This window comes from Massilia glaciei (assembly GCF_003011895.2).
Taxonomy (GTDB): domain Bacteria; phylum Pseudomonadota; class Gammaproteobacteria; order Burkholderiales; family Burkholderiaceae_D; genus Telluria_A; species Telluria_A glaciei.
Genome location: NZ_PXWF02000253.1, coordinates 1 through 13,270 on the forward strand (window position 1 = coordinate 1; position 13,270 = coordinate 13,270).

Below are 13,270 nucleotides of genomic sequence, written 5' to 3' on the forward strand. Positions count from 1 at the left end.
GGCGCTGGCCGGCGCCGGCGCCGGCGGCACCAGCGCGTTCATGCCGATGTCGTCGACGCTGACGCTGACGTTGGCCAGCACCACCACGCCGCGTTCGCCGTCGGCCGTGAAGCCGATGAAGCTGGCGTAGCCGCCCGTCATGCCGTTGTGCCAGACCACCGGCCGTCCGCGCACGTCCTGCAGGTGCCACGCGAGTCCGATCGCGAGGCCGGGCATGCCGCTGTCGCGTTGGGCCAGGCGCACCGCGTGCAGGCCGCGCGGCGTGCCCGCCGCATCCGGCCCGGCCAGCATGTGCGCCCGCAGATAGGCCAGCATGTCGTTCATGTTCGAGCGCAGCGCGCCGGCGCCGGGAAGTCCCAATTGGAGACCTGCTGGCCGCGCGCGCCGTGGCCCGGCGCCAGTTGCGCCCGCATCGCAGGGGTCAGGGCGACGCCCGTCGAGTGCATCCCGAGCGGCGCGCCGATGCGCTGGCGCACCAGCTCCGCGTACGGCTTGCCCGCCTGCGCCGCCAGCGCCTGGCCGAGCAGGCCGTAGCCCAGATTCGAGTATTCGTACCGCGCGCCCGGCGCGCGCGGCAGCGCGTAGCCGGCCAGGAAGGTCTTGAGGTCGGCCTCGGCGTAGTCGGCGTAGGGATTGTCGGCCCGCTTCGGCATCAGGTTCAGGGGCAGGCGCGGCAGCGCCGAGGTCTGGGTCGCGAGGTCGAGCAGGGAGATCGCGCGGCCCTGGTGGCGCGGGATGGCGTAGCCGGGCAGCAGGGCGCCGACCGGGTCGTCGAGCTTGACCTCGCCGCGCGCGACGGCGTCGGCCAGCAGCAGCGCGGTGAAGGTTTTGCTGACCGAGCCGATCTCGTAGACCGTGTCGGCGTCGGGCGCGCGCGGCGCCACGCGCGAGACCACGCCGAAGGCCGACACCCGCCGCTCCTTGCCGATGATGGTGCCGATGACGAGGCCGGGCACGACGCCGCCGGCCACGCGGGCGCCGGCCATGCGCGCCAATTCGGCTTCGAGCGGGCGGGCCGCGCCCGCGTGCGCGGCGGCGGTGGCGAGCAGGGTGCAAGCGAAAAACAGTTTCATGCGTTTCTCCATGGTGTCATTGTGGAAATAGTGTAACACATGAGTTACACCGTGAAACCGATGGGTTACTAATTTTTTTGCTGTTCCGCGATCGCCTATACTGTGGGCTCGCAAACGAAGGGGCGGGGACATGGACAAGCAGGACACGCAGGAGAAACAGGAAAAGAACGGCGGCGGCGGCGATGACGGCACGCCAAAATTCGGGCGCCTGCTGCTGGTGCTGGGGGCGGCGGTGGTGGTCTGCGGGGTGCTGACGTATGTGATGGGAACGTATTTCCCGAGGTTTTGAACGAACGGCGGGGCGCCCGGGCGGCGCCCCGCCGCACACTGTCCAGAGGGCGGGACGCCCAACCGGCGCCCCGCCACTATGCGATCAGGGCACGAGCGCGCGCTTGGACGATTGCTTGGCGCGGATCTCGGCGCCGGTTTTTTGGATCGCGGCCAGCCGCGCGGCGGTGCCGGGGTGGTTCGCCACGTAGCCGTTGAGGACCGTGGCCGGATGCGCCGCCGCGAGCTTTTTCCAGAACTCGTCGACCGGCTCGATGTCGTAGCCGGCGCGCGCGAGCAGGTACAGGCTCAGGCTGTCGGCGGCCGCGTCGAGCTCGGGCGGGGTGGCGCGGATGCCGCCACTGCCGATCAGCAGCGACTGGTCGGGCCGCACATTCATGAGGTTGTCGATCATGCTTCCGATGGTGCCGGCGTTGCGCTGCACGTTGACGTGGCCGAGCATGTTGTGGGCGATCGCCTTGGCCATCACATAGGCCAGTTCGCGGTCGGTGCGGGCGAACTGCATCATGCCGCGCGTGACCATCACGCGCGCGCCGTCGGCGTACGAGTTGACGTTGTCGGCGTTGCCCAGTTCGACCGCGAAGCCGCAGGCGCGCGTGACGGGGATGTCGAGCTGGCGGTTGCCGCCGTCGCGCTCGACGACCATCGGCAGGCTCGCCTGCTTGCGCACGAGCGGGCCGAACACGGCGCCGGCCATGGTCGAGGCGTTGCGTCCGACCGGCAGCGGCTTGCCGCCGGCCGAGAGCAGGCGGTCGCCGCGCTCGAGCCCGGCGCGCGAGGCGCCGCTGCCGGCCAGCACGCCTGTCACCTGCAGCCGCTCGCCCATGCCGAGCACGAGGTGGGCCGCCTCGTTGTATTCGCCCGGATACGAATGGCGGTTCTTGGCCGTGAAGCCGAGCAGGTTGCGCGCCTTGTCCTTGCACAGGTCGGCGTTTTGGATCAGCAAGGGCGCCGCGACCCGGTACAGCCGGTCCTGCAGCGCCGCCATTTTGTTGAGCACGTCGGCGGCGGCCGCCACGCGCGGGGTGATCGGCGAGGCGACATCGGGCGTGGCCGCCGGGGTGGCGCCGGCCGCGGGCGCGTTGTGCGTCTGGGTCGGGCTCACGCAGGCCGACAGCGCCATCGCCATCGACAAGCCCAGCACAGCCGGGCGCAGACCATTGAAACGGGTCATAGAATTCCTTGGTTTTATTGTTTGCCGGTGCTGCCGAAGCCGGCCGCACCGCGTTCGCTCGTGTCGAACTCGTCGACGATGTTGAAGCCGACCTGGACGACGGGGACGATGATGAGCTGGGCCAGGCGTTCCATCGGCGCCAGCGTGAACGCGCTTTGGCCGCGGTTCCAGGTCGACACCATCAACTGGCCCTGGTAGTCGGAGTCGATCAAGCCTACCAGATTGCCGAGCACGATGCCGTTCTTGTGGCCCATGCCGCTGCGCGGCAGGATCATGGCCGCGTAGCCCGGGTCGGCCACGTGGATCGCCAGCCCGGTCGGGATCAACACGGTGGCGCCGGCCTCGATGGTGATGGCGGCGTCGATGCAGGCGCGCAGGTCGAGCCCGGCGCTGCCGGGGGTGGCGTAGGCCGGGAGCAGGTCCTTCATGCGCGGGTCGAGGATTTTGATGTCGATGCTTTTCATGTTCCGATCTTGTTCCTGGTAAAAAAATTCAACTCAGCAGCGCGCTGTGTTCGATCCGCTTCGCGATCTCCAAGACCAGCTGGCGCGCCAGCGTCAGCTTGTCGGCGCGCGGCAGCACGGTGTGGCCGTGCTCGTCGAACAGGATGATCGTGTTGTCATCCTGCCCGAAGGTGTGGTGGCCGATATTGCCCACCAACAAGGGGATGCCCTTTTTCTCGCGCTTGCCGGCGCCGTAGCCGAGCAGGTTCTCCGATTCGGCGGCGAAGCCAACGCAGTACGGCCAGCCCGACACCGAGGTGGTGGCGGCGACGGTGGCGAGGATGTCCTCGTTCTGTGCGAACTCGAGCACCGGCGGGGCCCCGCCCTCGGTTTTTTTCATTTTCTGTTCGCTGGCGTTGGCCACGCGCCAGTCGGCCACGGCGGCCACGCCGATGAACACGTGCTGGCCCTTGAGGTTGGCCATGACGGCGTCGAGCATCTGGCGCGCGCTCTGGACGTCGATGCGGCGCACCCCGTGCGGGGCCGGCAGCGCGGTCGGCCCCGACACCAGCAGCACCTCGGCGCCGGCCTCGCGCGCCGCGCGCGCGACCGCGTAGCCCATCTTGCCCGAGGACAGGTTGGTGATGCCGCGCACCGGGTCGATCGGCTCGAAGGTGGGGCCGGCCGTGATCAGGACGCGCCGCCCGGCCAGCGACTTGGGCTGGAACGAGGCGACCAGCTCGTCGAGCAGCTCGGCGGCCTCGAGCATGCGGCCCAGGCCGGTCTCGCCGCAGGCCTGGTCCCCGGCCCCCGGGCCGAGGATGGTCACGCCGTCCTCGCGCAGCCGGGCCACGTTGCGCGCGGTGGCCGGGTTGTCCCACATCTCGACGTTCATGGCCGGCGCCACCAGCAGCGGCAGCCGGCGCGGGCGCGCCAGGCACAGCGTCGAGAGCAGGTCGTCGCACACGCCGTGCGCGAGCTTGTAGATGAAGTCGGCCGAGCAGGGCGCGATCAAAATGGCGTCGGCGCCGCGGGTGAGGTCGATGTGGGCCATGTTGTTGGCCACGCGCGGATCCCACTGGTCGGTGTGGACCGTGTGGCCCGAGAGCGCCTGCATCGTCACGGCGGTGATGAAGTGGGTCGCGGCGTCGGTCATGACGACCTGCACCGAGGCGCCCTGCCTGACCAACGCGCGGCACAATTCGGCCGACTTGTAGCAGGCCACGCCGCCCGACAGGCCGAGCACGATTTTCTTATCCTTGAGGTCAAGCGGCATCGCAACTCCTTGGTTCAGCTCTTGTTGACCCGGCGCAGCTCGTCGATCACGAACAGGGCCACGCCGACGCAGATGGCGCTGTCGGCCACGTTGAAGGCCGGGAAGTGGATGCCGGCGTAGTGGAAGTCGAGGAAGTCGATCACGTGGCCGTAGGCGATGCGGTCGATCACGTTGCCGATGGCGCCGCCCATGATCAGCGACAGCGACCAGCAGAACAGGCGCTGGGCGGGATTTTTGCGCAGCATCTGGAGCATCACGGCGACGGCCACGACGCCGATGGCGGTGAAGAACCAGCGCTGCCAGCCGCCGGCGTTGCCCAGGAAGCTGAAGGCGGCGCCCGGGTTATACACCAGCACCAGGTTGAAGAACGAGGTCACCGGCATCGTTTCGTAGTGCACGAACAGCTTGGTGATGACGATTTTGGTGAGCTGGTCGGCCAGGATGACGATGGCGGCGATGCCGAGCCAGGGCAGCATGCTGGCGCCCGATGTTGGGCGGGACGTCGAAAAGAGTTTTTTAGTGGTGGCCATGGTTGTGGTGTCAGGTGGATGGCCGCCATGCCCGGGTCGGGCATGGCGGTGGGGCGCCGGGGCGCCAACGGGCAGCGGGCAGCGGGAGCCTAGGCGAAGGCGCGCCGTTCGCCGCCGCCGAACAGGTTGCTCACGCAGCGCCCGCACAGGCCCGCGTGTCCGGCGTGGCTTCCGACGTCGGCCCGGTAGTGCCAGCAACGCTCGCACTTGGGCGCGGCCGAGGCGGACACCTCGACCGACTCCTCGGTCTCGGACGCCACTTCGAGCGCCCTGGCCTGCGAGGTGATGAACACGAAGCGCAGTTCGTCGTCGAGGCTGGCGAGCAGCGCGAACTTGGCGGCGGCCGCCTTGAACGTGATCTCGGCCTGCAGCGACGAGCCGATCGCGCCAGAGGCGCGCAACTCCTCGAGCTGCTTGGTGACGTCGGCGCGCACCGCGCGCAGGGCGTTGAACTTGTCGAGCACCGCCGCGCCGTCGGCCACCTGCGGCAGCTCCCAGTAGGTCTGGGTGAAGATGGTCTCGGCGCTGTCCTGGTAGGCCGCCTGCGTGGCGAACACCGCCCACGCCTCCTCGGCCGTGAACGAGAGCGTCGGCGCCATCAGGCGCAGCAGGCTTTGGGCCAGGTGCCACAGGGCGCTCTGGGCCGAGCGGCGCTCCGGCGAGTCCGGCGCGCAGGTGTACAGGCGGTCCTTGATGACGTCGAGGTAGAAGCCGCCCAGGTCCTCCGAGCAGTAGTTCTGCAGCTTCGAGATCACGGGATGGAACTCGTAGTTCTCGTAGTGGGCCAGGATGTCGGCCTGCAGCGCGGCCATGCCGGCGATCGCGTAGCGGTCGATCTCGACCATCGCGGCGACCGGCACCGCGTGCTGCGCCGGGTCGAAGTCCGAGGTGTTGGCCAGCAGGAAGCGCAGCGTGTTGCGGATGCGCCGGTACGACTCGGTCACGCGCTTGAGGATCTCGTCGGAGATTGACAACTCGCCCGTGTAGTCGGTCGAGGCGACCCACAGGCGCAGGATGTCGGCGCCGAGCGTGTCGTAGATTTTCTGCGGCGCCAGCGTGTTCTGGAGCGACTTGGACATCTTCTTGCCTTCGGCGTCGACCGTGAAGCCGTGCGTGAGCAGGGCCTTGTACGGCGCCCGGCCGTTGAGCATCGACGACGTCAGCAGCGACGAATGGAACCAGCCGCGGTGCTGGTCCGAGCCCTCGAGGTAGAGGTCGGCCGGGAACGCCGACTGCCCGGCGTGCGAGCCGCGCAGCACCGTCTGGTGGGTGGTGCCGGAGTCGAACCAGACGTCGAGCGTGTCCTTGTTCTTGATGTACATGGCGGCGTCGTCGCCGAGCAGGTCGGCCGGCTCGATGGCGAGCCAGGCGTCGATGCCTTTCTGTTCGATCAGCTTGGCGACCTGCTCGAGCAGTTCAGGGGTGCGCGGATGCAGCGCGCCGGTCTCCTTGTGGATGAAGAAGGCCATCGGCACGCCCCATTGGCGCTGGCGCGACAGGGTCCAGTCGGGACGGTTGGCGATCATCCCGTGCAGGCGCGCCTGGCCCCAGTCGGGGAAGAAGCGCGTTTCGGCGATGCCGTCGAGGGCGGCCTGGCGCAGCGTCTTGCCGCCGTCCTTGGGGACGAGGTCCATGCCGGCGAACCATTGCGAGGTCGCGCGGTAGACGATCGGGGTTTTATGGCGCCAGCAGTGCATGTAGCTGTGGTCGAACATCTTGACCTCGAACAGCGCGCCGGCGGCGGTGAGGGCCGCGCAGATCGGCTTGGACGCCTCCCAGATCGTCATGCCGCCGAACAGCGGCAGGGTCGAGGCGAAGCGGCCGTCGCCCATCACCGGCGTGAGCATCTCGTCGTCGCGCATGCCGTGCTCCTTGCACGAGATGAAGTCGTCGAGGCCGTAGGCCGGGGCCGAGTGGACCACGCCGGTGCCGGTTTCGGTGGTCACGTAGTCGGCCAGGTACATCGGCGAGAGGCGGTCGAAGAAGGCGTCGGCCGCGTGCAGCGGATGGCGGAAGCCGATGCCCTCGAGCGCGGCGCCGGCGCAGGTGGCCACGACCGCGCCCTCTAGCTTGTAGCGCGCCAGGCACGACGCGACCAGGTCCGCCGCCAGCACCAGCATCAGCGGGGCGCCGTCGCGGCTGGTTTGCACCAGCGCGTACTCGATCTCGGGATGGACGTTGAGCGCCTGGTTCGACGGGATGGTCCAAGGGGTGGTGGTCCAGATCGCGATGAAGCCGTCGCCGGCCGGCAGCGCCGGCAGGCCGAAGGCGGCGGCCAGTTTGGCGTGTTCGGCGAAGGCGAAGCCGACGTCGATGGCCGGGTCGCGCTTGTCCTGGTATTCGACCTCGGCCTCGGCCAGCGCCGAGCCGCAGTCGAAGCACCAGTTCACCGGTTTCAGGCCGCGGTAGACGTAGCCCTTGTCGAGCATGGTGCCGAGCGCGCGCAGCTCGTCGGCCTCGTTGCCGAAGGCCATGGTCAGGTAGGGGTTGTCCCACTCGCCGAGCACGCCGAGGCGGATGAAGTCCTTCTTCTGGCGCTCGACCTGGGCGTTGGCGTAGGCGCGCGCGCGGGTGAGCACGTCGGCCGTGGGCAAGCCCTTGCCGTGCAGTTTTTCGATCTGGATCTCGATCGGCATGCCGTGGCAATCCCAGCCCGGCACGTACGGCGCGTCGAAGCCGGCCATGGTGCGCGACTTGACGACCATGTCCTTGAGGATCTTGTTGACCGCGTGGCCGAGGTGGATGTCGCCGTTGGCGTACGGCGGGCCGTCGTGCAGGATGAATTTGGGGCGCCCGGCGCAGGCCTTGCGCACGCGCTCGTAGACCTTCTTGTCCTGCCATTGCTGGACCCAGCCCGGCTCGCGCCGGGCGAGGTCGCCGCGCATCGGGAACGGCGTGTCGGTCATGTTGACCGGGTATTTGCTGGCGGCCTTCTTGGGGCCCTTCGGGGCCGGGGCGGGCGCGGGGGTGCTGCTCTCTGGGGTTTTGTCGGACATGTTTTTCTTCAAGTGTGAATGGCGGTTGTCTGGTTGGGCCGGGCGGCGCGCTTGGCGCGGCCGGCCGGCGTTGGTCTGGGCGGCGTCAAATTCGGTCCAGCGCGGTCAGGGCGCCGGCGCGCTGCGCGAAGTAGGCGCGCGCATGGCCGGCGTCGGCGGCGATGGCCGCCGTCAGGTCCGCCAGGCCCGTGTATTTTTCCTCGTCGCGGATTTTCTCGAGGAATTCGACGCCCACCAGCTTGCCGTAGCACGGCCGGTCGTAGTCGAACAGGTGCACCTCGAGCAGCACGCGGCCGCTGTCGTCGACGGTGGGGCGCACCCCGAGGCTGGCGACGGCCGGCAGCGCCCGCGGGCCCAGCCCGTGCACCCGCACCACGAACACCCCGGACAGCGCCGGGCGGTGCGCCACGCGCAGGTTCAGGGTCGGAAAGCCGAGCGTGCGTCCGAGCTTGGCGCCGTGGATCACGTGGCCCGATATCGCGTACGGGTGGCCCAGCAGCGCGTGGACCCGGTCGAAGTCGCCCTGCGCGAGCGCGGCGCGCACCGCCGACGAGGAGATCCGCTCCCCGCCGTGCAGCACCGCCGGCAGCGTCTCGACGGCGAAGCCGTGGCGCGCGCCGGCCTCGGCCAGCGTGGCGACGTTGCCCGCGCGCCCGGCGCCGTAGCTGAAGTCGGCGCCGACCATGAGCCACTTGACGTGCAGGCCCTCGGCCAGCACGCGGGAGGTGAATTCGGCGGGCGGCATGGCGGCGAAATGGGCGTTGAAATGCTCGACGATGACGCGGTCGATGCCGGCCGCGGCGAGCGAGCCGAGCTTGTCGCGCAGGTTGGCGATGCGGGTCGGCGCCCGCGACGGCTGGCCCGCGCGCTCGGCGAAGAACTCGCGCGGATGGGGCTCGAACGTCATCACCTCCGCCTCGAGGCCGAGCGCGTCGGCGGCGCCGCGCACGCGCGCGAGCAGGGCCTGGTGGCCGAGGTGGACGCCGTCAAAATTGCCGATCGTTAGCGCGCACGGCGCGCGCGCCCGGTCGTTGGGAAGTCCGCGAAATACCTTCATAGGTTCCAAAATCGTCAAGCTGGTGTGTGACGCCGCACGAAAACCGTGCCAAATGGATGATTATACGGTCAAGTTGCCCCTTGCACAGCCCCGGCGCCGGGCGGCGCCCTATTCAGCGCGCATTGAATCGGGCGCGGCAAAGAAAAAGCGCCGCCTGCGGGAAGCAGGCGGCGCTTTTTGGGGCGGCGCGGGCGCCGGCCGGGTTTAGTTCATCGGGCGGTTGAGCGCCATGATGTTGAAGCGCGCCAGGTCCTTGGTGCCGTCGGCGCCTGTCACCGTCTTGAAGGCGGCGATCGCCTGGGCCTTCTTGCCGGCGGCGGCGTAGGCCTGTCCGAGGTGCAGCTTGGCGTCGTCGGGACGGCGCAGCGCGTCGCTGGCGATCGCGTCGTTCATCATCTTCAGGCCGCGCTCGGTCTTGCCGGCCTGGACCAGGCCATAGCCGAGGGCCGCCAGGCCGTCGTGGTCCTTGACCTTGATCAAGCCCGCCTCGGTCGCGGCCAGGGTCTTGTCGGTCTCGGCGATGTTCTTGGCCGCCAGGTCCTTGAGGCGCTGGTGGCGCGCCGCCTCGGCGCCGACGCCGAGCACACCCTCTTTGTAGCCGCGGTCCATGACCTTGATCGCCTCGGCCGGGGCGCCGGCCTGCAGCACCAGCTGCGCCATCTCCATGAAGTCCGACGGCTTTTTGATCAGGTTGTTGACGAACTTGATGCGGTAGACGTCGACCGAGAGGCGGTTCGAGAAGCCGGGCTTGCTCGAAACGCGGTTGAGCAGGTCGGTCCAGTAGCTCGCCTTCGGGTAGTAGGTCGCCAGTTTTTCGATCGTGTTGACGTAGCCGGCCTTGTCGCCGCTCTTGAGGTTCAGGTTGGCGAGCATCTGCAGGCTGTCCTCGGACGGCGCGCGGCCGGCCTTGGCGTCGGCGTTCATCTGCTCCTTGAGGTCCTTGGTGGCCTGGCCGTAATTGCCCATCGAGTAGTAGTTCTGGATGAGGTAGGCGCGCATCTTCGGATCGTTGTTCTGCCGCAGCGATTTTTGGATCGCGGCGTTGGCGCGCGGGAAGTCGCGCGCGCGCATGTAGATGCCGACCAGGCCTTCGGAGAAGCGCGCGCTTTCGGCCGCAGACAGTTTGCCCGAGTTGATCAGGTATTCGAAGGCGTCGGCGGCGGCGAGGTTGTCGCCCGCGCCGGAGGCGGCGGCGGCGCGCACGCGCTCGATCAGGTAGGTTTCGTTGGGAGTCTTGTTGCCGGCGCGGGCGGCCTTGTTGACTTCGGCCAGCGCCTCTCTGTTTTTACCGGCTTTCATGAGCGCCTGCGCCGCTTGCAGCGGCACGCCGATTTCGCGGCGGACGTCGGCGGCTTGGGCGCTCGACAGGCCGATTGTTGCGGTGAATCCAATGGCGGCCATCGCGAGGCCGAGTTGAGCGAGTCGTAACTTGATCATATGAAATCTTTCAATCAAAAGGACACGGCAGGGAGTCCCTGCCGCGTCTCGGCAGGGATTGCCTGCCGTGTTCCTCACACAAAAAAGCGCTTACTGGAATTGTTCGTTGCCGACCATGCCAATCTTGGTCACCCGGAGGCGCTGGGCGGTTGCCATGACGCCGGCCACGTACTTGTAAGACACTAACTTATTCGGACGCAAATGCACTTCAGGCTGGTCTGCCATCGCCGCGACGTTGCTGAGCTTGGCTTCGAGCTCGGCGCGGTTCGGGACGATCACATTGTCCCACAGGATGGTGCCGTCGAAGTCGACGTCGATCGTCACGATCACCGGCGGCGTCACCATTTCGGGCGGCTTGCCGACCGGAAGGTTCAGATTGACCGAGTGATTTTGTTTCGGAATCGTGATAATCAACATGATGATCAGGACCAACATAACGTCGATCAAGGGTGTCATGTTCATTTCCATCATCGGTTGTGGATCCGCGTTGGCTGGACCGGAACTGCCGACATTCATACTCATGGTGTTTCCTTCTCAAATGTTGGGACTTGCGCAGTCCCGTTTCCCGTCAGGTGCCACGGGCGCTGCGCAAGCGGCGGCTTTACCTGGTTCAGCCTTTGTCGGGCGGTTCCGTGATGAAGCCCACCTTCTGAATCCCAGCACGTTGGGCCGTGTAAATCACCTTGCCGACGAACTCGTAGCGTGTTTCCTGGTCGCCACGAATGTGCACTTCCGGCTGTGGCAACTTGACAGCTTCCTTCTTGAGGAATTCAAACAGCTCGTCGGTGTTGTCAAGGCGTTTCGCGTTCCAGTACATGTCGCCATCTTTGTTCACAACGATGTTGACATTGTCAGGTTTCGTTTTCAGTAGCTGGTTAGTTTCTGTCGGCAACGCGATCTTTTGCAGCTTCAGAACTACCGGGCTCGTGATCAAGAAGATGATGAGCAGAACCAACATGATGTCGACGAGCGGCGTCGTGTTAATTTCTGAGATCACTACATCTTCATCTCCGCTTTCGGAGCCGATGCTCATCGACATGATTTATCCAATCTTTTTAGCGCCGGCAGCGCGGCCAGCTTCGCTGGTCGACATCGCGCCGGAGATCAGAACCGAGTGGACGTCGGCGCTGAACGAGCGGATGTCTTCCATCGCGGACTTGTTACGACGGACCAACCAGTTGTAACCCAGAACGGCAGGAACGGCGACGAACAGGCCGAAGGCGGTCATGATCAGCGCCTCGCCGACCGGGCCGGCGACCTTGTCGATCGATGCGTTACCGGTCATGCCGATGTTGGTCAGTGCGTGGTAGATGCCCCAAACGGTACCGAACAGACCGATGAACGGCGCGGTCGAACCGACGGTTGCCAGGAACGACAGGCCATCTTGCAGACGCGATTGCACTTTCTCAACTGCGCGCTGGATCTGCATCGTCACCCAGGTCGACAGGTCGATCTGCTCGAGCAGGGCGCCGTCGTGGTGCACGGTGGCCTTGGTGCCGGTCTCGGCGATGTAGCGGAATGGCGAACCGTCTTTCAGGGTCGCCGAACCGGCCGCGATCGAAGGGGCCTTCCAGAACTTGGCCGAAGCTTCCTTCGATTGCTTCATGATCTTCATCTGGTCGATCAGCTTGGTGACCAGGATGTACCACGAACCGATCGACATCAGGATCAGGATCACGAAGGTGCCCTTGGTGACGCCGTCGCCGTCGGTCCAGGCCGACTGGATGCTGAACGGGTTGTGGACTTCTTCGGTCGCGCCGGCTGCCGCGGCCGGGGCTTCAGGCTCGATTGCCGGGGTTTCTGCTGCCACTGGTGCGGCCGCGTCGACCGGTGCTGCGTCGACAGGTGCTGCTGCTTCGGTTGCGGGCGCTGCGGCCGGGGCCGGGGCCGGTGCGTCGGCGAATGCGACTGCGGTGGCCGAGAACAGGGCAGCCGCCAGGATAGCGGACAAACGGGTATTCTTAAACATGCTTCCTCCAAAATTATAAAATAATCAGTTCGCTGAAAATAATGACAACGAAATACACAAAGGTGAGACCGTGTGAAGCCCGGTCTTAATTCTCCAGCGTCCAGACATACTGCATTTGCATCCAATTTTGTGTCGGCACGCCATCGACCATGCCCGGCTTGAACCGGCACTTGCTGATGCCGTTGACCGCCGCCTTGTCGAGATCGCGCGAGCCGCTCGACTTGGTGACCTTCTGATCCATCACGCGTCCATCGGTGCCGATCAGGAAGCTTAGGGTCACGGTGCCGGTTTCTTCGTTGCGCATCGAGGCCTTTGGATATTCAGGCTTCGCGCAAGTGTTGAAATCGGCAACCGCCGCGACCGTCACCGACTTGGCCGGCGTGGTGGTCGGCGGCGCGGACGGCTGTGGCAACGCCCGGATCAGTTCGGTCGTGGCCGGCTTGACGTTGGTCACGGCTGCCATCTGGCTCGGTGGCGGAGGTTGTTGCACGTTCACTTCGACCGGCGGCACGAACGGAGGCGGCGGGGCCTTCATTTCGGGCGGCGGTGGCGGTGGCGGCACATCCGGTGGTGGAAGCGGCTTGGCCTCTTCGATGATTTGGGTTTCTACCACCTCGGCCATTTTAGCGACCACGCGGGTTCCCAGGCCCGATACCGCCGCCCAACCCACGAACAGGTGAAGGACGATGACGACGGCGATGCCAGTGAAATTCTTCCCGGTGTTCTTCTCATGTGAAAAATTCATGCCTGCTTTCTCCAATACCAGCTTCTCTTGTTGCTACTAAACCCACTGAATGCGGCGAAAAAAACTGGCCGCATCCGGGACATCGGCGAATTATACATACGAACTTCTATTTCCAAAATACATTTTTGCACGCCCAAACCGGGTCGGTTCGGGCGCGTATGACGGGACGCCGGTCCCGTGTTTGTGGGGCGGACCGCGGTGTCACGGATTGCGCCAAAACCCCGGCGCAATTTACTGCTTCCACTCTGTCTTCCGAATGAGGCGCGGGAGCGCGAGCGCCGC

14 protein-coding genes are annotated in these 13,270 nt (G+C 66.5%); 1 reads left to right on the forward strand and 13 read right to left on the reverse strand.

Going from position 1 to position 13,270, the window contains the following annotated elements; translation table 11 throughout:
* Together C7C56_RS17440 and C7C56_RS17445 are read right to left on the reverse strand one after the other, a co-directional pair.
* Positions 1–324: serine hydrolase (locus tag C7C56_RS17440; RefSeq protein ID WP_219933180.1), on the reverse strand; the 324-nt coding region annotated here is incomplete at its 3' end.
* Positions 321–1,073 (reverse strand): serine hydrolase domain-containing protein, encoded by a 753-nt coding sequence (locus C7C56_RS17445; protein WP_181373222.1) that lies wholly within the window; start codon positions 1,071–1,073, stop codon positions 321–323. The genes C7C56_RS17440 and C7C56_RS17445, both read right to left, overlap by 4 nt.
* Before the next feature lie 130 nt (positions 1,074–1,203).
* Here C7C56_RS17445 and C7C56_RS28955 point away from each other — a divergent pair, with 130 nt between their 5' ends.
* A complete protein-coding gene (locus C7C56_RS28955; protein ID WP_181373223.1) occupies positions 1,204–1,362 on the forward strand; it encodes a hypothetical protein in 159 nt (52 codons plus the stop codon).
* Between the two features lie 84 nt (positions 1,363–1,446).
* On the opposite strand, the gene C7C56_RS17450 is transcribed toward C7C56_RS28955, so the two are convergent.
* The 11 genes from C7C56_RS17450 to C7C56_RS17500 all read right to left on the reverse strand — a co-directional run bounded on the left by C7C56_RS17450 (position 1,447) and on the right by C7C56_RS17500 (position 12,988).
* Complete coding sequence (locus C7C56_RS17450; protein ID WP_106758645.1) at positions 1,447–2,535, reverse strand: M48 family metallopeptidase; 1,089 nt, start codon at positions 2,533–2,535, stop codon at positions 1,447–1,449.
* A 14-nt stretch (positions 2,536–2,549) separates the two neighbouring features.
* Positions 2,550–2,999, reverse strand: coding sequence for a dUTP diphosphatase (dut, locus tag C7C56_RS17455; protein WP_106758646.1), 450 nt, complete (start codon positions 2,997–2,999; stop codon positions 2,550–2,552).
* Positions 3,000–3,027: 28 nt separating this feature from the next.
* Positions 3,028–4,254, reverse strand: coding sequence for a bifunctional phosphopantothenoylcysteine decarboxylase/phosphopantothenate--cysteine ligase CoaBC (gene coaBC / locus C7C56_RS17460; protein WP_106758647.1), 1,227 nt, complete (start codon positions 4,252–4,254; stop codon positions 3,028–3,030).
* 14 nt (positions 4,255–4,268) lie between these two features.
* The gene (gene lspA, locus C7C56_RS17465) at positions 4,269–4,784 is read right to left on the reverse strand and encodes a signal peptidase II (protein WP_106758648.1); all 516 of its coding nucleotides are present in this window, start codon (positions 4,782–4,784) and stop codon (positions 4,269–4,271) included.
* An 89-nt stretch (positions 4,785–4,873) separates the two neighbouring features.
* A complete protein-coding gene (gene ileS / locus C7C56_RS17470; RefSeq protein ID WP_106758669.1) occupies positions 4,874–7,780 on the reverse strand; it encodes an isoleucine--tRNA ligase in 2,907 nt (968 codons plus the stop codon).
* 85 nt (positions 7,781–7,865) lie between these two features.
* On the reverse strand, positions 7,866–8,837 hold the full coding sequence (locus tag C7C56_RS17475) for a bifunctional riboflavin kinase/FAD synthetase (protein ID WP_106758649.1): 972 nt from the start codon (positions 8,835–8,837) through the stop codon (positions 7,866–7,868).
* A gap of 204 nt (positions 8,838–9,041) precedes the next feature.
* Positions 9,042–10,274, reverse strand: coding sequence for a tetratricopeptide repeat protein (locus C7C56_RS17480; protein ID WP_106758650.1), 1,233 nt, complete (start codon positions 10,272–10,274; stop codon positions 9,042–9,044).
* A 90-nt stretch (positions 10,275–10,364) separates the two neighbouring features.
* Positions 10,365–10,796, reverse strand: a complete 432-nt coding sequence (locus C7C56_RS17485) for an ExbD/TolR family protein (RefSeq protein WP_181373224.1) — start codon at positions 10,794–10,796, stop codon at positions 10,365–10,367.
* An 88-nt stretch (positions 10,797–10,884) separates the two neighbouring features.
* Positions 10,885–11,313 (reverse strand): ExbD/TolR family protein, encoded by a 429-nt coding sequence (locus C7C56_RS17490; RefSeq protein ID WP_106758652.1) that lies wholly within the window; start codon positions 11,311–11,313, stop codon positions 10,885–10,887.
* 3 nt (positions 11,314–11,316) lie between these two features.
* Positions 11,317–12,243 carry a MotA/TolQ/ExbB proton channel family protein gene (locus tag C7C56_RS17495; RefSeq protein ID WP_219933181.1) on the reverse strand — a complete coding sequence of 309 codons (927 nt, stop codon included), beginning with the start codon at positions 12,241–12,243 and terminating at the stop codon, positions 11,317–11,319.
* 85 nt (positions 12,244–12,328) lie between these two features.
* Positions 12,329–12,988, reverse strand: a complete 660-nt coding sequence (locus C7C56_RS17500) for an energy transducer TonB (RefSeq protein WP_106758653.1) — start codon at positions 12,986–12,988, stop codon at positions 12,329–12,331.
* Between the last annotated feature and the right edge of the window lie 282 nt (positions 12,989–13,270).

What these genes read in the sequence shown, in the direction of transcription:
- C7C56_RS17445 (WP_181373222.1), bottom strand. Translation starts at nt 1,073, where the DNA reads ATGAAACTGTTTTTCGCTTGCACCCTGCTCGCCACCGCCGCCGCGCAC.
- C7C56_RS28955 (WP_181373223.1), top strand. Translation starts at nt 1,204, where the DNA reads ATGGACAAGCAGGACACGCAGGAGAAACAGGAAAAGAACGGCGGCGGC.
- C7C56_RS17450 (WP_106758645.1), bottom strand. Translation starts at nt 2,535, where the DNA reads ATGACCCGTTTCAATGGTCTGCGCCCGGCTGTGCTGGGCTTGTCGATG.
- dut (WP_106758646.1), bottom strand. Translation starts at nt 2,999, where the DNA reads ATGAAAAGCATCGACATCAAAATCCTCGACCCGCGCATGAAGGACCTG.
- coaBC (WP_106758647.1), bottom strand. Translation starts at nt 4,254, where the DNA reads ATGCCGCTTGACCTCAAGGATAAGAAAATCGTGCTCGGCCTGTCGGGC.
- lspA (WP_106758648.1), bottom strand. Translation starts at nt 4,784, where the DNA reads ATGGCCACCACTAAAAAACTCTTTTCGACGTCCCGCCCAACATCGGGC.
- ileS (WP_106758669.1), bottom strand. Translation starts at nt 7,780, where the DNA reads ATGTCCGACAAAACCCCAGAGAGCAGCACCCCCGCGCCCGCCCCGGCC.
- C7C56_RS17475 (WP_106758649.1), bottom strand. Translation starts at nt 8,837, where the DNA reads ATGAAGGTATTTCGCGGACTTCCCAACGACCGGGCGCGCGCGCCGTGC.
- C7C56_RS17480 (WP_106758650.1), bottom strand. Translation starts at nt 10,274, where the DNA reads ATGATCAAGTTACGACTCGCTCAACTCGGCCTCGCGATGGCCGCCATT.
- C7C56_RS17485 (WP_181373224.1), bottom strand. Translation starts at nt 10,796, where the DNA reads ATGAGTATGAATGTCGGCAGTTCCGGTCCAGCCAACGCGGATCCACAA.
- C7C56_RS17490 (WP_106758652.1), bottom strand. Translation starts at nt 11,313, where the DNA reads ATGTCGATGAGCATCGGCTCCGAAAGCGGAGATGAAGATGTAGTGATC.
- C7C56_RS17495 (WP_219933181.1), bottom strand. Translation starts at nt 12,243, where the DNA reads ATGTTTAAGAATACCCGTTTGTCCGCTATCCTGGCGGCTGCCCTGTTC.
- C7C56_RS17500 (WP_106758653.1), bottom strand. Translation starts at nt 12,988, where the DNA reads ATGAATTTTTCACATGAGAAGAACACCGGGAAGAATTTCACTGGCATC.